Genomic DNA, 19,707 nt, shown 5'->3' with positions numbered 1-19,707 from the left:
ATGGAAAAAGATAGTTTAGATATTCGAAGCTATAGAATCAGGGCAAATGAAGAAAAGCATCTGATCCTGCCTGAGCACCCCTATTCCATCATCTTGGTTGTGGAAACCGATCAAATTCTGCCTAAATGGCGTAATTGGATCTGTGAGCAGATTGTCTATTCAAAACACTGTATTCAAGCAATGGTTACAGGGTATGAGTGTTCTATTTGGCATGATGTCCTAGATGAAACATATCTAGTTTTTTACAACTATCAACCACCAGCCGATCATTGCTTTATGACAACTTGGCATGAAGATGAAACTTTAGAAGACATTACTGAATGTGCAAAAACTACGATGCAATTAGAAGATATTTCGAACTTAGTGATTGTACATATTGAATAAAAGGTAAATAAAATGAAACTCGCAGAAGCACTTTTACTGCGAAGCGATCAACAAAAAAAGCTCGCTTCCTTAAAACAACGAATCAATGCCAATGTATTGGTACAAGAAGGTGATGAACCTAGTGAAGATCCAAATGAACTGATCAAACAGGTATTTGCTTTAACCCAAGAAAGCAATCAATTAATTTGACTAATGCACAGGCAAAACTGGAAGATGGCAAAGTATTGTTGTCTCTATTAAGTTTGCGCGATAGTTATGCTGAACAGCATAAGATTTTAATAGATGCGATTGCCAATACACGTCGAGAACCTGATCGGTATAGCTCACGTGAAATTAAGTGGAAGAAAGTCATTCCTGTTTCTAGCTTACAAAAGCAGGCGGATGATATCAGTGCGAAACTCCGTGACTTAAACGTTAAAATTCAGGCTGCTAATTGGCAAATTGATCTAATCGATTAAACAATAGATTTTGTGAAATCATTTTCACAATCAAAGTTTGGACATACTGGGCGAGTACAAGATCCTGCGTTACTCCGATCTGAGGGATTGAAAATAATTCAGGCGGCTATGGCAGCATGTGAGCCGTGCATCGATATTCACTTATCAGGCTCAGCACTATGCACCTAGTAAACCTTTGTCAAAAGCAAAGTCACACGTTACTTCGCATTACCATGTACTGACAGTATGTTCATTAAATTAGAAAATAAGGAAAATAGAAGTGAATACAGTTTTGGCAAATATGCCCAAAACCATCCAAATTGATGGTTCACAAGGTGAAGGTGGTGGACAGATTTTAAGAACCGCCCTTGCCCTCTCAATGATTACAGGTCAGCCATTTGAATTAATTAATATACGTGCAGGACGTAAAAAACCAGGGTTAATGCGCCAGCATTTGGTGTGTGTACAGGCATCTCAACAAATTAGCCAAGCCTATGTGGAAGGTGCTGAATTACATAGCCAACGTTTATATTTCGCACCTCAGCATGTTCAAAGTGGTAAATATCAATTTCAAATCGGTTCTGCGGGTAGTACAACACTGGTTTTACAAACGCTTCTACCTGTTTTGTTATTACAAAATGAAGCTACCGAACTCACCATTTCAGGGGGTACACATAATCCACTTGCACCAACAGCAGATTTTATTGAACACTGCTTTTTACCTGCTCTAGCGAAGATTGGAATTAACGTCGATTTTAGATTAAATAAAGCTGGCTTTTTTCCAATTGGTGCTGGTGAAATTCAGATTACTGTTCAGCCATGGCAAGATCGAAACAGCTTAAATTTATTAGATCGTGGTGCTTTGCAAGGCAATGAAGCTTTTGCAGCTGTATTAAATCTTTCAGAAGAAGCACAGATAGCAAAACGTGAATTAACCACATTAAGTAAAAAACTAAACTTAAGCTCTCAGCAGCAATTTCATTTAAATGGAATTAGCCAAGGCAATACAGTGTATGTGAAAGTTACTCATCAATATCACACTCAACTATTTACAGCTTTAGGTGAGATGCGCAAAAGTGCAGAGCAAATAGCTGATCATTTAGCAAAAGATGTAAATCTATATTTATCTTCACAGGCTGTTGTAGATGAGTATTTGGCAGATCAATTGCTTCTACCTTTAGCTTTAGGTCAAGGTGGTGAATTCACCGCACAATGTATTAGCGAACACACTCGTACTCAAGCAGCCATGATTGAAAAATTTATTGATTGTGAAATCGAGTTTGTAGAATTAAATCCAGATCATTTCCATATAAAAGTTAAAGTTTAAGAAGCTCATAACTGAGCTTCTTATCTCTTAAAAAATTACTCTACAGATGCTAAAGCGGTTACTAGTAGCTTCCAGCACTTCTCTACGGTATCAACCTTAACTCGTTCACCCGGTGCGTGTGCACCTTGAATATCCGGTCCAAACGAAACCATCTGTAAATCTGGATAATGTTCAGCAATAATCCCGCACTCTAAACCCGCATGAATCACTTTAAGATTTGGCTCAATGTTAAATGCCTTTTGATAGGCTTGTTGTAAACACTTTAGAGCAGCTGAGTCAGGATTTGGTGTCCAACCCGAAACTAAGGGCGTGAGTGCAGAAGCGATATTAAATTGACTAAAATGTGCCTGAATTTTTTCTGCAAAATCTTGAGCTTCTTGGTTCACCATTGAGCGAACCATTAAAACAGCTTTTCCACCCTCTCGATTTAGTTTTACCACCCCAATATTATTTGAAGTTTCAACTACGTCTGGTAAAGCTTGACTCATACTTGCAACGCCGTAAGGGCTTGTTGCTAAAGCTTGTAACCACTCGTTTTGCTGTTGTTGAGTAATGACTTCGGTTACTTCCGTGCTATTCGGTTGAATACTTAATTGCAGATTGTCATCAATACCTTGTAGCTGTTTTTTCCATGCTGTTTGATATTCATCAAGTAATTTTTCTAGTTCTGGTAACTGATTAGATGAAATTGCAATGGTTACTACTGCTTCTCGAGGTAATGCATTACGAGCTGTACCACCTGTAAATTCAACAAGTCGTCCACCAAGCTTTGCTAAATACTCATTTAAAAAGCGGGCCAGAATAACGTTGGCATTGCCACGTCCTAAATGAATATCTACACCAGAGTGACCACCTTTAAGGCCAGCAATCTGAATATTTACAACCGTCAAATTTTCAGAAATTGGTTCATACGTGAGTGATTGTTCTACTTCAACATCAATACTGCCAGCACATCCGAGATATAACTCGCCCCACTCTTCTGTATCAATATTAAATAACCATTTTCCTTTTAGCACACCTGCCTGTAAAAGCCGTGCACCGCTCATCCCTGCTTCTTCATCAACAGTTAAAAGAACTTCAATTGGTCCATGAGCAATATCATTTGAGTCTAAAACTGCCAAGGCTAAAGCTACCCCAATGCCATTATCAGCACCTAAAGTAGTATCTTTAGCAATTAACCAGCCATCTTCAAGAACTGGGCGAATTGGGTCTTTAAAGAAATCATGTACCGTGCCAGTATTGGCTTGTGTCACCATATCTAAATGGCCTTGCAGAATAACTCCAGACACATGTTCTTTACCCGCGGTCGCATTTTTACGGATAATTAAATTACCGACTTCATCTACGTAAGTTTCTAAATTTCGACTTTCAGCCCAATTTTGTAAAAATTCACGAAGTTGCTGCTCATGTTTTGAAGGGCGAGGAATAGTGCAAAGTGTTTGAAAATGCTGCCAAACCACTTGAGGAGATAACGCTGCAATATTAACTTGTGTCATGAAAACCACACTCTAATTATGTATATATCTTAATAATTTCAATATACACAATGCATTAAAGATAGGTAGGGATTTCAGGAAAGATTTTGTATTTTTATATTTAATCTAAAGAAATTGTACGACTTTTCTAAAAAGCCGTACTTCATGAATAAGTCTTAACAGTCGTATGCTTAGTTTTTCCATTCAAATGCTGAAAAGCTATGATCAGCTTTCAAACTATTTTCAACGGCCTGTGCAAGCTGACGAATAATGCTTTGTGTTTCGATTTTCTCAAACCAGTCTTGCTCTTCATCAGGATTGGCAGAGATTTCACACATCAAATGCCCTTCATGGTCTGTTTTCTGACAAGTAATCGACAAAGGTAAAAGATGATTATCAATACTCACTTCTACCTTTTCATGCTCATGCACAATATGCTGTGCATCAAAGCCATAATGCCCCAATTGTTTAAACAGTAAAGCGGCTACATATTCTTGAGTGATATGGCATTCATTTGGTGGATGATCAAGCACCCCATGTTGTGGGCAACTGGCAATAAATTGTAATTTTTTCATCCTTTGTCCTAACACTTTTATCATTATCTGCGCTTAGCATAAGCAATAAACAAACAGCAGCCAAGCCTTTAGCCCGCTGCTGCCGTTGCTATTGTGTTAGCAATTATAAAATGTGTTAGGTCAAAAGTTATTGGCTAACTTCGATTGTTAAACCTGCACGATTCGCCAACTCAGTGAAAGTTGGGAAACTTGTCGCCACAGTTTCAGTACCCTGAATTGTAATCGGACCAGAATTACGAAGACCTGCCATACTAAAACTCATGGCAATACGGTGGTCATGATGTGATTCAATTTCACCACCAGCAAAGATTGGTGACCAATCACCTGACTTACCCTTACCTTCGATAATGATTCCATCATCAGTTGGCGTGCAGTCAATACCCATGATTTTTAAGCCATCTGCCATAACCTGAATACGGTCAGATTCTTTCACACGAAGTTCTGCCGCACCAGTTAGTACCGTTTGGCCTTCGGCACAAGCTGCTGCAATAAATAAAGCTGGGAATTCATCAATTGCTAAAGGTACTTGGTCTTCTGGCATATGAATGCCTTTAAGCGTGCGTGAACCTTTAATATGAATATCCGCAATAGGTTCGCCACCAGCAATACGTTCATTTTCAACAGTTAGATCAGCACCCATCTGTTTTAAAATTTCGATTACGCCAGTACGTGTTGGGTTAATACCTACAGCTTCCAGAACAACATCGGAACCCTCAGTAATTGCAGCACCCACCATAAAGAAAGCAGCAGATGAAATATCAGATGGTACTTGAATATCAGTACCTACTAATTTACCGCCACCAACAAGAGAAATCTTGTTGCCTTCGGTTTTAACATCATAACCAAATGCACGAAGCATGCGCTCTGTGTGGTCACGAGTTGGTTCTGGTTCAGTGACTGAAGTTTCACCTTCAGCCCACAAACCAGCAAGTAAAATACCCGACTTCACTTGAGCAGATGCCATAGGTAAATCGTATTGAATGCCTTTTAATTGCTGGCTACCCGTAATGCTGACAGGTGGTGTACCTTTCTCACCGGTAGTCTGAATTTGTGCACCCATTAAACGTAATGGTTTAGCAATACGCTCCATTGGACGTTTAGAAAGTGACGCATCACCCGTCATCACTGAATCAAACTTTTGCGCTGATAGCATACCTGAAAGCAAACGCATGCTTGTACCAGAGTTACCCATATACAATGCACTTGCAGGTGCTTTTAAACCATGCATGCCTACGCCATGAATGGTCACTTCCCCATTCTTTGGGCCTTCAATGCTTACGCCCATGTCACGGAAAGCTTGCAAAGTTGCTAAAGCATCTTCACCTTCGAGGAAGCCTGTTACATGCGTAGTGCCTTCGGCAATAGCACCAAACATAATGGAGCGATGTGACACAGATTTGTCACCCGGTACGGTAAATTTACCTTTAAAAGCCTTATTTCCCGGTAAGATACTGAATTGCTGTGTCACCTTATTTTTCTCCATTAAAGGTTTTTTGGCTAACATATGATTGAAATGCTGACGTGCTGCCTGAGCATGGCCGAGTAAACCCATTAATGCATGAGAATCTTCGTTTTCAATCAATTTTCTAAGTACGGTAAGTTGCTTTTCAAAGCCATCTACAGCATTTAATATCGCTGTTTTATTGGCAAAGAAAATGTCATGCCACATTTGGGGATCACTAGCCGCAATCCGTGAGAAATCACGAAAACCACCTGCTGCATAACGGAAAATATCAAGATTATCTTCACGGTTTGCAAGTTGCTCGACCAGATTAAATGCCATTAAATGTGGTAGATGACTCGTATGCGCAAGCACTTCATCATGCTTAGCAACATCCATACAAATGACTTCAGCTTTAGCAGCTGACCAAAGTTGAATCAGTTTATCAACAGCCCATTCTGCACTTGTCGGTAACGGCGTTAAAATTACTTTGTGATTTGCAAATAGGTCAACCTTACCTGCATGAACACCCGTGTGTTCACTACCTGCAATAGGGTGTCCCGGTACAAAACCTGCTGGTAAATTTTCACCAAATACAGCTTTTGCTGCATCAACGACATTACCTTTTGTACTTCCCACATCAGTTACAATCGTGGTTTCTGACAAATAAGGTTTAATTTGCTCAAGCACTTTTTGTGTAGCACGTACGGGCAAGGCTAAAACGACTAAATCTGCCCCTTTCACGGCTTCAACAGGATCAGAAAATCCTTCTTGTATTAAGCCAAGTGATTTTGCATCTTCTAAAGTTTTCTGTGAGCGTGTAGATGCAACAACAGTTGTGGCCAACTTTTCTGCAACAATAACACGAGCTAAACTCGACCCGATGAGTCCTAAACCAATAAATGCAACTTTTTTAAATAGGGGTTGTGACATAACTTCAACTTTGCTTTTGCTCAAAGTTATTTAAACCATTGAGCAATTTGTTTTTAAGCATAATGACATGCTTATCTTGATGCATGTCATTATTCCAACATAAGTGATTACAGAACAGCAGCAGGATAAGAACCTAAAATACGAATCTCTTTCACCATTGGGCGAATATCATTAATCGCAGCAGCAACATTCTCTTGTTCGATATGACCTTCTAAATCGATAAAGAATACATATGCCCACTTTTCAGGTAATGCTGGACGAGTTTCAATACTTGTTAAGCTAATATTATGTTTTGCAAATGGCGCTAAAATTTCTAATAAAGCACCCGCACGGTCATGTGCTGAAATCAATAACGATGTTTTATCGTTGCCGCTTTGTGGAATTTTTTCACGGCCAATCACCAAGAAACGAGTTGTATTTTCGGGATTATCTTCAATATTGCTATGTAAGATTTCAAGGTTATACATGCCTGCTGCAATATCAGATGCAATCGCTGCTGAATGCCATTCGTTGCGAATACGGCGGGCAGCTTCTGCATTTGAGTTTAAAGCAACACGTTCAACACCAGGATAATGCGCGTCTAACCACTGGCGACATTGTGCCAAAGTTTGCTGATGAGCATAAATCTGCTTAATACTATCTTTACGTGTATTTTCAGAAACAAGAAATTGATGATGAATACGTAATTCAACTTCACCAATCACATTTAAATTCGATGTTTTAAAGCAATCTAAGGTATGGTTTACAACACCTTCAGATGAGTTCTCAACTGGAACTACACCGTAATGCGCACTACCTGCTTCCACTTCACGAAAAACTTCATCAATCGTTGGAAGTGGGCGTACAACCGCATCTTTACCAAAATGCTTAAGCACAGCAGATTGAGTAAAAGTACCTTCTGGCCCTAAAAATGCAATACTTTGCGGCGCTTCTAAAGCAAGGCAAGCAGACATAATTTCACGGAACAAACGTGCCATGGTTACATCAGACAAAGGACCTTGGTTACGCTCCATAACTTTACGTAAGACCTGAGCTTCACGTTCAGGACGATAAAACAAAGGATTCTCTTCGGAAGCAAATTTAGCTTTCGCAACAGCTTCAGCAAGGCTTGCGCGTCGATTTAATAATTCTTGAATCTGTTGATCCACGCTATCAATATCTTCGCGAATTTGTTCTAAACTAAGAGAAGTCGTTTTGTTTTGATCATCGTTGATCATTAGAATGCAGCCTCAGTAAAATCATCTTTTAAACGAGAGTATAACAATAGTCTGCTTTGATTTGTTAGGCAATATGGCTGTAAGAGCTTTTTTCATTAACCTTATTTGCACACATTCCGTGAATCGCTTTATTTGATAATGATTTTCATTTATCATTTGTGTAATAAATTTTATTATTCCCCATTATGCATAAATCATTTTTCTTTTTACCTTGCTGTTTCCTTTTAAGCTCATTAATAAGTAGCTCTGTTTTGGCTCAAACTTCTACACAAAATCAATCCAAAATCATTTTTCAAAATAATCAGGCACAATTTCAAATTAAATCTAAAAATACAGGCCATGATTATCTTATTCAAATTTATAAACCACCCGTTGCCCCACCCCAACATGGTTATCCAGTACTTTATATATTAGATGGCAATGCAACATTCCCAAGTGCTGCCAATATTGCCCAGTCTATTGGTGCAGGTTCAGCAAAATTAGGCCTAGACCCACTCATGATCGTCGCGGTTGGTTACCCGCAGCAAAAAACTTTTGATGTGCAAAAACGCGCTTATGATTACACACCAAAACCTTCTGCTGAATTTCAGGCACAAGGTAAATATAAATATGGCGGTGCTGACAAATTCATCAATTTTTTAAATGATGAACTCAAACCAGAAATTGCAAAACAATTTCCAGTTAATAGTCAACAACAGAGTCTATATGGACATTCTTTTGGAGGCTTGTTGGTTCTTTATCATTTTTTTCAAAAGCCAGATGCATTTCAGCGTTATTTTGCTGCAAGCCCTTCTCTTTGGTTTGATCAAGGCATGTTATTCCAACAGTTAAATCATTGGCAAAGTCAAAAACAAAGCAACTCTCCGATGCTTTTGACCACGGTCGGTACACATGAACAAGGCGGGCCTCGCACTCAACTTGATAATAAATTTAACGAAACAGATTTCTTTAAAGCTCTGGAAAATAAACGTTCAGATCAATTTACTTATTGGCATTTTTATAACCCTGCTGAACAACACATTACAAATTTGTATGCAAGTCTACCCAAAGCCCTTATGTTTGCTTCGTGCAAAGACCTAGAAAGCTGTAAATCTTTATTTGATGGGCCATCACAGCAGCCAGCCAAGTAAAAACATAATTACATTTAAAGATGATTATTTCGTTGTTCTTAAAGATAGTCCTCTTAATGCATAGATTGGTTATACTGACCCAATATGTCATAACAACAGTAAAATAGAATGAATAAAATTATTGTTTTAGGCTTACTGGGTCTTACAAGTTTTAGTTTAACGGCTTGTGGCGGTTGCCCCTTAATCGCAGGATGCAATGGTAGGGATAATTCTCCGTACTATATGACAACTGTCAGTAATCAAGTTCGTGGTATTCCAATCCCACCTAAAACCAAGCTCACCTATAAGTCCCAAAATTTCAGGCAGAAATTTGAGCAAACACATGCTTTAAAAGAGAAAAATTTATCAGGGATTGCTTTACCAGAAAATACAGCAATCATTTGGGGCGGTATGCCAGTAGACATGTTTATACAGTTTTCTAATCCCGAAATGAAAGGTTTCTCGGTCTATCCAGCACGAGGATTTAAAGCAGAATTATCAAATGAGTTTTTACGTTTATGGAAAAGTTGTGAAAGTGATTTAAACATTAACTTAAAGAATCCAAATGACTGGTCATTTAATCCTGAAAATATGAAAATAACTGGTTGTGGTGTCGTCTTTCAAGAACGTAGTGAATACACCGAAGATTCATTTCATCAAGATGAAGCAGATGAGTTTTTAAGAAAGATGAATCATGCATTACAGCAATTGCCGAAACAACAAGACTATCCTGTCATTCAACAAAAGACCAAATAGTTAAAAACAAAACAGCCTGTTCTAAGACAGGCTGTTTTTTCTCTGCTTAATTAGGCTTTGCCAATTAATCCACGTGCTACGATTTCTTTCATAATTTCATTTGTACCACCGTAAATACGTTGGATACGGGCATCTACAAAGAAACGTGAAATTGGATATTCAGTCATATAACCATACCCACCAAAAAGTTGGAGTAAGTTGTCTGCAACCTTCATTTGCATATCACTACTGAAACTTTTCAATGCCGCAGCCGTTTCTACATCTAGTTTGCCTTCTTGATATAAGGCAACGTTTCTTTCATAAAAAGCCGCTGTTGCAAGCTCATCAATTTTTGCTTGTGCTAAAACAAAACGAGTATTTTGGAACTGTGAAATGGGTTGACCAAATGCTTGACGCTCTTTTACATAAGCTGTTGCCAAATCAATCGCACCGCGAATTGCCCCAATTGCAGTAGATGCAATTGCAGTACGTTCACGAGGTAACTCTTGCATTAAATAAGCAAAACCTTGCCCAGCTTGACCAAGTAATTGGTTTTTAGGTACTTTCACATTGTCAAAAAACAACTCAGATGTATCTTGAGAATGTAGGCCGATTTTGTCTAAATTTGTGCCTTTTTTAAAGCCTTCCAAATGTGTATCTGCCAATAATAATGACACACCTTTCGCCCGTGCTTGAGGATCAGTTTTTACTGCAAGCACGACAAGATCAGCATGCTGTCCATTTGAAATAAATGTTTTTGAACCATTTAATAAATAGTGATCGTCTTGCAAAATGGCACTGGTACGCATTGATTGTAAATCTGAACCTGCTCCAGGTTCAGTCATACCAATTGCACCAACAACTTCACCTGTTACCATTTTCGGTAACCAATATTGTTTTTGCTCTTCTGTCCCGATATGTAAAATATACGGTGCGGCAATTTCAGAGTGGCAAGAAATAGCTGTTGATAATGCACAAAAGCCAGCACGTGCAGATTCTTCAACCAGCATCAATGAATAGTAAGTTGGAACCCCATAACCACCATATTCTTCTGGAACATCCACACATAAATAGCCATTTTCACCCAGTTGATTCCAAACTGAACGAGGCATGATTCCTTCGCGTTCCCATTGGTCGTAGTGAGGCGCAATATGCTCACTCATAAAACGTTTAAAATTATCACGGAATAATTCTAAATCTGCATCGTATGCCAACATAATATTTTCCTTCAGCTTTATTGTTTTATCGAATCTCATTGCTGTGCATGCTAATCATTTTTTTAGCAACTGTCATGGCATAGCTGCTCATTAAAACTGTACTTTTCAGTCAGCCAATAAAAAAGGAAGCTTTAGCTTCCTTTTTTATATAGGTTTATTTGAATTAATCTAGACCTTCAGCGACTTGAGGACTTTTTGGTTCCATCATTTTTCTGTCGACTTCATCTGGATTATTTAAAGCATCATTAAGCTTATCTTTATCTAAAGCACCGACCCATTTAGCAACAACAATCGTCGCTAAAGAGTTACCAACGAGGTTAGTTAAAGCACGTGCTTCTGACATGAAACGGTCAATACCTAAAATCAATGCCAAACCTGCAACCGGAATATGTCCAACAGCAGACAAAGTTGCCGCCATAACAATAAAGCCAGATCCAGTTACACCCGCCGCACCCTTAGATGAGATTAAGAGTACTAATAACAAAGTAATCTGATGTTGAATATCAAGCTGAGTATTCGTTGCCTGAGCAATAAAGATTGCTGCCATAGTCAAATAAATTGACGTTCCATCTAGGTTAAATGAATAACCTGTTGGAATAACCAAACCGACTACAGACTTTTCACAACCTGCAATTTCGAGTTTACGCAACATGCGAGGTAAAACAGATTCAGAAGAAGATGTACCAAGTACAATTAATAACTCTTCACGAATCATGCGAATCATTTTGAGGATACTGAATCCACTCATACGGCTGATTGTACCCAAAATCAAGAAGATAAAGAGTAGACACGTAACATAGAAGCAGAGAATTAATTGCCCTAATTGTACAAGTGAACCAACGCCATATTTACCAATGGTGAATGCCATTGCACCGAATGCACCAATCGGAGCCAGTTTCATAATCATGTTCACAATGTTAAAGAACACATGTGCAACTTGATCAATAAATTTTAAAACTGGACGTCCTGCATCACCTAACTTATGTAAAGCAAAACCAAAGAGAATTGCAAAAAGAAGGACTTGTAAGATTTCACCATTTGCAAATGCGCCAACAACCGTATCTGGAATGATGTGCATTAAGAAATCAATGGTAGATTGTGACTCACCAGAACTGACGTATTTTTGAATGCCCGAGGTGTCTAGAGTTGTAGGGTCAATATTCATCCCTACACCCGGTTTAGCAATGTTAATTACAACAAGGCCAATCAGAAGTGCAATTGTTGAAACAACTTCAAAATATAACAACGCGACGCCGCCAGTTTTTCCGACTGACTTCATGCTTTCCATGCCAGCAATACCGCTGACCACGGTACAGAAAATAACTGGAGCGATGATCATCTTGATCAAACGAATAAAGGCATCACCTAATGGCTTGAGTTTCTCACCTAAACCTGGGATATGCTGTTCAACACCATTGACAATTTGCGTTGAGCTTGGGGAAAAATGCCCTACCAAAACACCCGCAATAATCGCAATAATCACCTGAAAATAAAGTGATTTATAAATCGGTTTTTTAGCCATAACTTTACTTCAATCTATATTTCCAAGTCCGTTGGAAATACCAAAATGAAACGTCTATTCTTTACGAATACACAGCCCTAACCTTTCACATGAACACCGCAAAAGGGAAACGGTTCTTTGTAAACAAAAAACCTTCCTACTACCTCAATGAAAACAAAAAAAGTTGTTTTCTAAAACAGGAGAATACCTGAAGTTTCTAACCACTTTGAGTAGTTAGAAATAACCTCTTACTTTTTCAATAAAAAGCTGAAGATATAGGAGAATCACAGAAAATTATGATATGAGTGCTCAAAAAAAGCACAAGAAAGTGTACTCGAATTAAATAATGATTCGGTTAAATTTTTAGCTAATACGCGCAAAAAACACTCATGCAGCCTTAAGACTTTAGTATAAGAAACACTTTTGATATTTTTTCGACAGTTTTTTATGTCATATTGATTAAATACTTGTGGACATTTCATTTTGAGCTGCCTACATCCCATCATTTTTATTGTTTTTGAACCACGATGAATACTAAACGTAATATCTATAAAGATGCTGAACACCCATTCGCTCAATATGTCCGTATTTTAGGTAAGGGAAAAAGTGGTTCACGCTCTTTAAGCTATGAAGAAGCTTATCAAGCATTTAGCATGATTTTAAAAGGTGAAGTGCTTGATGTTCAGTTAGGTGCTTTTTTAATGCTACTTCGTGTTAAAGAAGAATCTATTGATGAACTCGCGGGATTTGTTCAAGCCACTAGAGATCAACTCAATTTTCAACCTTTAGACGTTGATTTAGACTGGTCATCTTATGCGGGTAAACGTAAACATTACCCATGGTTTTTGTTAGCAGCTCTTACGCTTGCCCAACATGGCTATAAGATTGTTATGCATGGTGCATCAGGTCACACGCTTAACCGTGTCTATACCGAGCAAGTTTTAGAATATCTGGGTTATCAAATTTGTCATTCTGAACAAGAAGTACGAACACAACTAGCAGAGCAAAATTTCGCATACTTACCACTAGATGTGATTTCACCAGTTTTAAGTGAACTGATTTCTTTAAGAAATGTAATGGGATTACGTTCGCCTATTCATACTTTAGCCCGTCTCATTAATCCTTTTAATGCTAAAGCTACCTTACAAGCTATATTCCATCCAGCGTATAGAACCTCTCATCAACATAGTGCACTGCGCTTAGGCTATCAAAATAGTGCTGTGATTAAGGGTGAAGGCGGTGAATTTGAGCGAAATCCAGATGCAAAAACACTCATTTGTGGCATTAAAAATGGTGAGCTCTATGAACATGAGTTACCAAAACTCACGCCTGAACGTAGTCCAACTGAAGAAGAATTAGATTTAGCAACTTTCAAAGCAGTATGGCTAGGTCAGCAGCACCATGAATACGGTGAAATGGCAGTAACAGAAACAATGGGAATTGCGCTATATACCATGGGCGTTGTTGCGAGTTTTGAAGAGGCAATGCAGAAAGCAAAAGTATTGTGGGAAACAAGAAATTCAAGCAATCTTAATGCGTAGTTAACATATGCTATCGTGAAAGTCGACATGGATGTCGACCGTATCACTGCGATACATGGAAGTATCGTCAGTGATACAAAGGATTTTTGGTTACTTTTGATCCTTCAAAAGTAATAAAAGCCTATATACTACAACTTATAAAAAACATGCTATATGAGGCTGTATGGAATAACCAAAAATAAATTTTCTGTCTTATTAAATTTTAAACAAAACGAATTGGTTTAAATTCTGGCTCATGTTTGTGGTGATCATCTTCACAAACCTCACCCTCTTCTTTCGTACCACGGTCAATATAACCACTACGCTGCTCTTCTGGTAAGTTCTTTAACTCCCAAGCAATTACAGCTTGCATACAAGTTTCACGCTGCTCTTTTGTTAAAACAACGCCATTTGGCCATTTACCAATTTCTACTGCTGTTTTTAAACGCTCTACGATCTCAGGGTTTAAAATAGATAGCATTTGTTCAATATTCATGATTCATCTCTTTGGAAAGATTCAAAATCTTGGTTCCAACCAAGTTTGGTACGGCAGGCCATATAAAAATCATAACCTGGTGGATGCAATAAACTTAGTTTAAATGGATGTTTGCGGATGTGTAAACTATCTCCAACATTGAGCGATATGCTATGTTGACCATCTGCACTCACCATTGGTAACACCCGATTTTCGCGAATAACAATCTTAATTTCGCTTTGTCCACCGACTACGATCGGACGTGATGACAATGTATGCGGATGCATTGGAACTAATGCAATCGCATCCATACTTGGATGTAAAATTGGTCCACCACCTGACAACGCATAAGCTGTTGATCCAGTTGGAGTCGAAACAATTAAACCATCACTATGCTGGCGATAAACATATTGACCATCAATGTTGAGTTCGAAGTCAATCATGTGGACCGACTTACCCGAGTGCAAAACGACATCATTTAAAGCAATGGCATCATAAATGACTTCGCCATTTGTTCGCACTTCCATTTCAAGTAAGAAACGGCGATCAAGTTGAAAATGCCCTTGAAGCACTTGGTCAAGTTTAAAAATCGCTTCTGATGGTTTGATATCGGTTAGAAAACCTAATCGACCACGGTTGATACCAATAACAGGTGTATTGTAACGAACTAAAGCTCTTGCCGCGTGGAGTAAAGAACCGTCCCCGCCAACTACAATAACTAAATCAGCAACTTCACCTAATAAATGACGGCTTACTACCTGTGCATGATCATAAGGCACTAATTCAGCAGTTTCCTGATCAAAAATGGGGTTTAAACCTAGGTTCAATAAATGATCATGAATTAAACATAGTGTTTCTACAACTGATGATTTATCTGGTCGACCGATTAACCCGACGTTTCTGAAGGACTTATGTGAAATTTGCACGAATGAGTAAGCTCCGCTGCGATACTTGCCTATAATAACATTAACCTGATTAATTTAAAAAAACATAACTACAAGATGCTGTAAAATTCAATCTAAGTTTTCCAATTATTCACAGTTTTATCATTGCAAATTGATGACAAGCTATCGCATCATTACAGGCATTGTTAGGGTTTTATCTCATTTTTATGAAGTTTGAACGTGGTATCGGTTTCTTTGCACTAATCTTTTCCATTTTGGTCATTGGTGCTTTTATTGCTCTTAGTATCTATCTGATTCGTTTAGATAATATTATCCGTGAAAAATTTGAAGGACAACGGTGGGATATTCCTGCCAAAGTGTTTGCACGACCTCTGGAAATTTATAACAACGCACCTATTTCCCAAGCAAATTTCACTCAAGAATTGAAGCTACTGGGTTACAAAACTTCAAGTAATTATGACAAGTCTGGAAGTTATGTTGCTCAAGGCAGCAACATGTATATTCACACACGTGGTTTTGACTACGGTGACAGTGTTGAACCTGAACAAGTCTTAGAGTTAAGTTTTGCAAATGATCAAGTTGTTGAAGTTCGAAGTACCAAACCTTCTTCAACTGGCGTTGCACGCTTAGAACCGTTACTCATTGGAGGAATTTATCCTCAACACAATGAAGACCGTGTACTTATTAAACTGAATAATGTCCCTAAACCACTTATTGAAGCTTTAATTTCTACAGAAGACCGCAATTTTTATCATCATCATGGTATTTCAATTCGCGGTACAGCTCGTGCACTAGTGAGTAATATCACGGGTGGAAAGCGTCAAGGTGGCTCAACCCTGACTCAACAATTAGTTAAAAACTTCTATCTCACACCTGAGCGTACATTAAAACGTAAAGTTAATGAGGCCTTAATGGCTTTGCTCATCGAGCTGCATTACAGCAAAGATGAAATTTTAGAAGCCTATTTAAATGAAGTGAATCTGGGCCAAAACGGTAGCTACTCAATTAATGGCTATGGTTTGGCTTCACAATTTTATTTTGGTTTGCCATTACGTGAACTTAGCGTTGCACAACAAGCTTATTTAGTAGGTTTGGTACAAGGCCCTTCTTTATATAATCCTTGGAAAAACCCTGAAGGTGCAAAAAAACGTCGCGACACTGTGTTAAATAACATGCGTGTGATGGGTTATTTAACTCAAGCCGAATATGAAGATGAAATTGCACGTCCTTTAAATGTATTAAGTAAACCAAGTTTAGGGCCTGCAAAATTCCCAGACTTTTTAGATATTGTGCGTCGCCAGTTGCGTACAGAATATCAAGAAAGTGATTTAACCAATCAGGGATTACGTATTTTTACGACCTTAGATCCAATTACTCAAACTCAAGTTCAAAACGCGTTTAAAGCTTCAGTAGAACGCTTAGCCAACAGCAACCCAGCACGTTTGAAAAACCTACAAGGTGCTGTACTGATTGCCCATCCTGAAAATGGTGAGCTTGTTGCAGCAGTTGGCTCTACACAAGACTTTACTGGTTTTAACCGTGCTTTAGATGCAAAACGTCAAGTCGGTTCTTTATTGAAACCTGTGATTTATTTAAGTGCGATTGAATCTGGTCGTTATAACTGGGCAAGCCAAATTGAAGATGCTCCAATCAGTGTTCCTGTAGATGGCGGTAAAAGCTGGACACCTAAAAACTATAGTGGTGGTGGACATGGTGTAGTAAGTCTGAGCGAAGCATTAGCAAACTCATACAACCTTTCTGCTGTACGTTTGGGTCAAGAGTTTGGTTTATCAACATTTACCAATAATCTAAGAAAGTTTGGTGTTGAATCAACGATTCCTGCCTACCCTTCTATTTTCCTTGGGGCAGTCAATATGTCACCAATGGAAGTGCTCGGAATCTATGAAAACTTCGCCACAGGCGGTTTTAAATATCCAACTCGTGCAATTCGCTCTGTGGTAGATGCGAATGGTCGTTTACTTGACCGTTATGGCCTGAATGTCCAACAAACGATTGATCCAGCTGTTGGCTATATCATGAACTATGGTTTACAACAGGTTATGTCTTCGGGTACTGGTCGTTCAGCCTATAGCAGCTTATCTCCAGCTTTAAAATTGGCGGGTAAATCAGGTACGACTAACGATACACGTGACTCATGGTTTGCAGGTTATTCGGGTAACCATGTCGCTGTAGTATGGTTAGGTTTAGATGACAACAAAGTAACAGGATTAACAGGCTCATCTGGTGCATTGCCAGTATGGACTAACGTAATGAAACAGTTACGCCAAACTCCTGTGAATATACGTCAACCAGACACTGTACAGTGGCAGTGGATTGATCGTGCAACAGGTGATTTATCTGCTCAGGCTTGTGATGGCGCTATGTATATTCCGATGCTAACACATACGGTTCCGCACCGTGCTACACCATGTGGAGCACCTTATTATCAAGTTGATCCAACATATACGCCACAAAGTGATAACACAACGTCTGACTCTCAGGATGATAATACCGACAGTTATATTCGTGAAAGTGAAAGTCAGATGCAACAAGATCTGTCAAATAACTCACGTGTAATTTCAAGTGGTAGTTATAACAACTAAGCGTAAACAGGAAATTAGGATATGTTGAAGAAAGGTGTTTTTTATATTGGTGCTGTTCTTATGGTCGGCTGTACAACTTTGCCCGATCATTCTGACTCCAAAGAGAAAACACCTACTCCTCCAGTCAAAAAGACGCAAACTCCATCGGGTGTAAAAATTACACCTTATGATCATCCGGAAATTCAACGCAAAAATTTACAGGTGATCGTTCCTCAACAGAAAAATCCTCAACATTTTAGTGATGATGGCAGCCAGTTACCTGCATTTAAAGTTTTAATGCAAAAAACACAGCAGGCTTATAAAAACCAGCAATGGTCAGAAGCTGAACGCTATGCACTTCAGGCACAGCGTTTAGCACCGCAAGCAGCTGAGACTTATTTATTTCTTGCACTTACTGCAAATCATAAACAGCAATATTCTAATGCTGAGTCTTTAGCACGACGTGGTTTAAGCTTTGCTCAGAGCCAAGCAATGAAAAAACAGCTTTGGCTAACTATTTTAAAAGCTGGGCAACAGCGTAATAACCCAAAAACTGTTCAAGAAGCACAACAAGCATTAAAAGCGCTCTAGCTTTTAATGCTTTTATGTCTTATTAAAAATTACGAATACCCGCCAAGCCATAAGCACCGTGTTGCTGTGCTGTGACTAAATCATCAGGACTCATGCCTCCCAAAGCGAATACGGGAATCTGGCATTTCTCAATCAAGTCATTTAAACGATCCCACCCTAATGCGCTCGCATCTGGATGGGTCTCTGTTACTTTGACAGGACTTATAAAAACAGCATCGCAGCCAATTTGCTGAGCATGTTGTAAAGAAACTGCATCGTGGCAAGCAGCAATAAAACGCACTCCCACTTCCAAGTCGCCTTTATGCAAACTCATTAATTGGGATTGCTTAAGATGTACTGTTTTTATATGAGTTTTTAACTCAGGTTTTAACTTGTGCCAAACATCGATATTCACGATTAATTTTGAAAGCTGATCGGTATCTAAAAGAGCTAACTTTTCTAGATCTGCCTGATCAAAACTATCTTTTTCACTACGCCAATACACTAAAGTGTCATCATTTTCGACTGGTGTCAGCGTAGGGCTAATTTTAATAAAATGCGGCCAATACAATCTTTTTATGATGTCTTTATTCGCTTTTGGAAAGTTTAAGTGAAGTAATTGTTCACGTGTGTACCATGCCCATGGTTGATGAATAAGATTTAATAGTTCATCAGGCACATAACTATGGAATAAATGTAAATTGACAATAATGTCGTCATATTCATGGTGAATATAATCAAATTGATGCCAATCTTTTAAACCAATACCCACTTCTTCATAGATTTCACGGCGACAGGCTTCTTCGGGTGTTTCACCCTGCTCAACTTTCCCGCCCGGAAACTCATGCTTTCCACCTTGATGCTGCTGCTCTTCGCGCCATCCAACTAGTATTTTTCCACGATGGATCAAGATTGCTATAGCGACATCGACGATTGGTTTGGGCATTTTTTTACTCTCTAAAACTTTTCTCAAGTGTAAGCAAATTTTATCATTTTATAAAATCTTAAAAATCTCATTGACAGATCTATTCGATAATGATTATCATTTAAATCGTTCAAGAACATACCACGGAGCACAACAAATGAACGCACCTTTTAGCTTATTTACTCGTAACAATGAAACAGCTCATGCCTTACCAATGTTACATTCTAACAACCTCTTTGCATTAGGCCGTGAAATCCGCATTATGCATGCTGGCGAGGAATATCGTTTACGCCTCACTCGCAATAATCGCCTAATTTTAACTAAATAAAAAATACACTCGCGTTTCAATAATATTCGTGGGAAAACAAAAAATGGATAG

General features: G+C 38.6%; 17 protein-coding genes and 1 pseudogene. 9 read left to right on the top strand and 9 right to left on the bottom strand.

Annotated features, from left to right (window positions below; genetic code table 11):
* The 3 genes and pseudogenes from AOLE_RS05815 to rtcA all read left to right on the top strand — a co-directional run bounded on the left by AOLE_RS05815 (window position 1) and on the right by rtcA (window position 2,148).
* Entirely contained in the window at window positions 1-384 is a 384-nt protein-coding gene (locus AOLE_RS05815; RefSeq protein ID WP_013197241.1) for a DUF7684 family protein, read from the top strand.
* 12 nt (window positions 385-396) lie between these two features.
* Window positions 397-842: pseudogene (locus AOLE_RS05810) on the top strand (DIP1984 family protein).
* 259 nt (window positions 843-1,101) lie between these two features.
* On the top strand, window positions 1,102-2,148 hold the full coding sequence (gene rtcA / locus AOLE_RS05805) for an RNA 3'-terminal phosphate cyclase (protein ID WP_013197240.1): 1,047 nt from the start codon (window positions 1,102-1,104) through the stop codon (window positions 2,146-2,148).
* 35 nt (window positions 2,149-2,183) lie between these two features.
* Here the strand turns inward: rtcA and AOLE_RS05800 are convergent, their stop codons facing one another.
* The 4 genes from AOLE_RS05800 to pheA all read right to left on the bottom strand — a co-directional run bounded on the left by AOLE_RS05800 (window position 2,184) and on the right by pheA (window position 7,789).
* Window positions 2,184-3,644, bottom strand: coding sequence for an aminoacyl-histidine dipeptidase (locus AOLE_RS05800; protein ID WP_013197239.1), 1,461 nt, complete (start codon window positions 3,642-3,644; stop codon window positions 2,184-2,186).
* 170 nt (window positions 3,645-3,814) lie between these two features.
* On the bottom strand, window positions 3,815-4,198 hold the full coding sequence (locus AOLE_RS05795; protein ID WP_005068294.1) for a hypothetical protein: 384 nt from the start codon (window positions 4,196-4,198) through the stop codon (window positions 3,815-3,817).
* A 127-nt stretch (window positions 4,199-4,325) separates the two neighbouring features.
* On the bottom strand, window positions 4,326-6,572 hold the full coding sequence (locus AOLE_RS05790; protein ID WP_013197238.1) for a bifunctional prephenate dehydrogenase/3-phosphoshikimate 1-carboxyvinyltransferase: 2,247 nt from the start codon (window positions 6,570-6,572) through the stop codon (window positions 4,326-4,328).
* Window positions 6,573-6,679: 107 nt separating this feature from the next.
* On the bottom strand, window positions 6,680-7,789 hold the full coding sequence (gene pheA, locus AOLE_RS05785; protein WP_003650703.1) for a prephenate dehydratase: 1,110 nt from the start codon (window positions 7,787-7,789) through the stop codon (window positions 6,680-6,682).
* Between the two features lie 185 nt (window positions 7,790-7,974).
* Between pheA and AOLE_RS05780 the strand changes: the two genes are divergently transcribed.
* Both AOLE_RS05780 and AOLE_RS05775 read left to right on the top strand, forming a co-directional pair.
* A complete protein-coding gene (locus AOLE_RS05780) occupies window positions 7,975-8,919 on the top strand; it encodes an alpha/beta hydrolase (protein ID WP_023274165.1) in 945 nt (314 codons plus the stop codon).
* Window positions 8,920-9,027: 108 nt separating this feature from the next.
* Complete coding sequence (locus tag AOLE_RS05775; RefSeq protein WP_023274164.1) at window positions 9,028-9,654, top strand: hypothetical protein; 627 nt, start codon at window positions 9,028-9,030, stop codon at window positions 9,652-9,654.
* 50 nt (window positions 9,655-9,704) lie between these two features.
* On the opposite strand, the gene AOLE_RS05770 is transcribed toward AOLE_RS05775, so the two are convergent.
* Together AOLE_RS05770 and AOLE_RS05765 are read right to left on the bottom strand one after the other, a co-directional pair.
* On the bottom strand, window positions 9,705-10,850 hold the full coding sequence (locus AOLE_RS05770; RefSeq protein ID WP_004791229.1) for an acyl-CoA dehydrogenase family protein: 1,146 nt from the start codon (window positions 10,848-10,850) through the stop codon (window positions 9,705-9,707).
* Window positions 10,851-11,013: 163 nt separating this feature from the next.
* The gene (locus tag AOLE_RS05765; RefSeq protein WP_005307027.1) at window positions 11,014-12,372 is read right to left on the bottom strand and encodes a dicarboxylate/amino acid:cation symporter; all 1,359 of its coding nucleotides are present in this window, start codon (window positions 12,370-12,372) and stop codon (window positions 11,014-11,016) included.
* Window positions 12,373-12,878: 506 nt separating this feature from the next.
* On the opposite strand from AOLE_RS05765, the gene AOLE_RS05760 reads away from it, so the two are divergent.
* Window positions 12,879-13,892 carry a glycosyl transferase family protein gene (locus AOLE_RS05760; RefSeq protein WP_013197235.1) on the top strand — a complete coding sequence of 338 codons (1,014 nt, stop codon included), beginning with the start codon at window positions 12,879-12,881 and terminating at the stop codon, window positions 13,890-13,892.
* A gap of 202 nt (window positions 13,893-14,094) precedes the next feature.
* Here AOLE_RS05760 and AOLE_RS05755 read toward each other — a convergent pair whose 3' ends face one another.
* Window positions 14,095-14,367, bottom strand: coding sequence for a YeaC family protein (locus tag AOLE_RS05755; RefSeq protein WP_004791223.1), 273 nt, complete (start codon window positions 14,365-14,367; stop codon window positions 14,095-14,097).
* The gene (locus tag AOLE_RS05750; protein WP_004791221.1) at window positions 14,364-15,272 is read right to left on the bottom strand and encodes an NAD(+) kinase; all 909 of its coding nucleotides are present in this window, start codon (window positions 15,270-15,272) and stop codon (window positions 14,364-14,366) included. Before AOLE_RS05750 ends, AOLE_RS05755 begins: the two co-directional genes overlap by 4 nt.
* A gap of 185 nt (window positions 15,273-15,457) precedes the next feature.
* Between AOLE_RS05750 and mrcB the strand changes: the two genes are divergently transcribed.
* Together mrcB and AOLE_RS05740 are read left to right on the top strand one after the other, a co-directional pair.
* On the top strand, window positions 15,458-17,854 hold the full coding sequence (gene mrcB, locus AOLE_RS05745; protein ID WP_013197234.1) for a penicillin-binding protein 1B: 2,397 nt from the start codon (window positions 15,458-15,460) through the stop codon (window positions 17,852-17,854).
* A 21-nt stretch (window positions 17,855-17,875) separates the two neighbouring features.
* On the top strand, window positions 17,876-18,424 hold the full coding sequence (locus tag AOLE_RS05740; RefSeq protein WP_013197233.1) for a tetratricopeptide repeat protein: 549 nt from the start codon (window positions 17,876-17,878) through the stop codon (window positions 18,422-18,424).
* Window positions 18,425-18,446: 22 nt separating this feature from the next.
* Here AOLE_RS05740 and AOLE_RS05735 read toward each other — a convergent pair whose 3' ends face one another.
* Window positions 18,447-19,349 carry an NUDIX domain-containing protein gene (locus AOLE_RS05735; RefSeq protein ID WP_013197232.1) on the bottom strand — a complete coding sequence of 301 codons (903 nt, stop codon included), beginning with the start codon at window positions 19,347-19,349 and terminating at the stop codon, window positions 18,447-18,449.
* Window positions 19,350-19,485: 136 nt separating this feature from the next.
* Between AOLE_RS05735 and hemP the strand changes: the two genes are divergently transcribed.
* Window positions 19,486-19,656 (top strand): hemin uptake protein HemP, encoded by a 171-nt coding sequence (gene hemP, locus AOLE_RS05730; protein ID WP_004643472.1) that lies wholly within the window; start codon window positions 19,486-19,488, stop codon window positions 19,654-19,656.
* The last annotated feature ends 51 nt before the right edge of the window (window positions 19,657-19,707 follow it).

Source organism: Acinetobacter oleivorans DR1, from assembly GCF_000196795.1.
Lineage (GTDB): Bacteria > Pseudomonadota > Gammaproteobacteria > Pseudomonadales > Moraxellaceae > Acinetobacter > Acinetobacter oleivorans.
Note: the sequence above shows the minus strand (reverse complement) of the source record. Positions and strands in the feature narration are given on the sequence as shown.

Excerpts from the sequence above, each read along its gene's own strand:
- AOLE_RS05815 (WP_013197241.1), top strand. The coding sequence starts at position 1 with ATGGAAAAAGATAGTTTAGATATTCGAAGCTATAGAATCAGGGCAAAT.
- AOLE_RS05800 (WP_013197239.1), bottom strand. The coding sequence starts at position 3,644 with ATGACACAAGTTAATATTGCAGCGTTATCTCCTCAAGTGGTTTGGCAG.
- AOLE_RS05795 (WP_005068294.1), bottom strand. The coding sequence starts at position 4,198 with ATGAAAAAATTACAATTTATTGCCAGTTGCCCACAACATGGGGTGCTT.
- AOLE_RS05790 (WP_013197238.1), bottom strand. The coding sequence starts at position 6,572 with ATGTCACAACCCCTATTTAAAAAAGTTGCATTTATTGGTTTAGGACTC.
- pheA (WP_003650703.1), bottom strand. The coding sequence starts at position 7,789 with ATGATCAACGATGATCAAAACAAAACGACTTCTCTTAGTTTAGAACAA.
- AOLE_RS05780 (WP_023274165.1), top strand. The coding sequence starts at position 7,975 with ATGCATAAATCATTTTTCTTTTTACCTTGCTGTTTCCTTTTAAGCTCA.
- AOLE_RS05775 (WP_023274164.1), top strand. The coding sequence starts at position 9,028 with ATGAATAAAATTATTGTTTTAGGCTTACTGGGTCTTACAAGTTTTAGT.
- AOLE_RS05770 (WP_004791229.1), bottom strand. The coding sequence starts at position 10,850 with ATGTTGGCATACGATGCAGATTTAGAATTATTCCGTGATAATTTTAAA.
- AOLE_RS05765 (WP_005307027.1), bottom strand. The coding sequence starts at position 12,372 with ATGGCTAAAAAACCGATTTATAAATCACTTTATTTTCAGGTGATTATT.
- AOLE_RS05760 (WP_013197235.1), top strand. The coding sequence starts at position 12,879 with ATGAATACTAAACGTAATATCTATAAAGATGCTGAACACCCATTCGCT.
- AOLE_RS05755 (WP_004791223.1), bottom strand. The coding sequence starts at position 14,367 with ATGAATATTGAACAAATGCTATCTATTTTAAACCCTGAGATCGTAGAG.
- mrcB (WP_013197234.1), top strand. The coding sequence starts at position 15,458 with ATGAAGTTTGAACGTGGTATCGGTTTCTTTGCACTAATCTTTTCCATT.
- AOLE_RS05740 (WP_013197233.1), top strand. The coding sequence starts at position 17,876 with ATGTTGAAGAAAGGTGTTTTTTATATTGGTGCTGTTCTTATGGTCGGC.
- AOLE_RS05735 (WP_013197232.1), bottom strand. The coding sequence starts at position 19,349 with ATGCCCAAACCAATCGTCGATGTCGCTATAGCAATCTTGATCCATCGT.
- hemP (WP_004643472.1), top strand. The coding sequence starts at position 19,486 with ATGAACGCACCTTTTAGCTTATTTACTCGTAACAATGAAACAGCTCAT.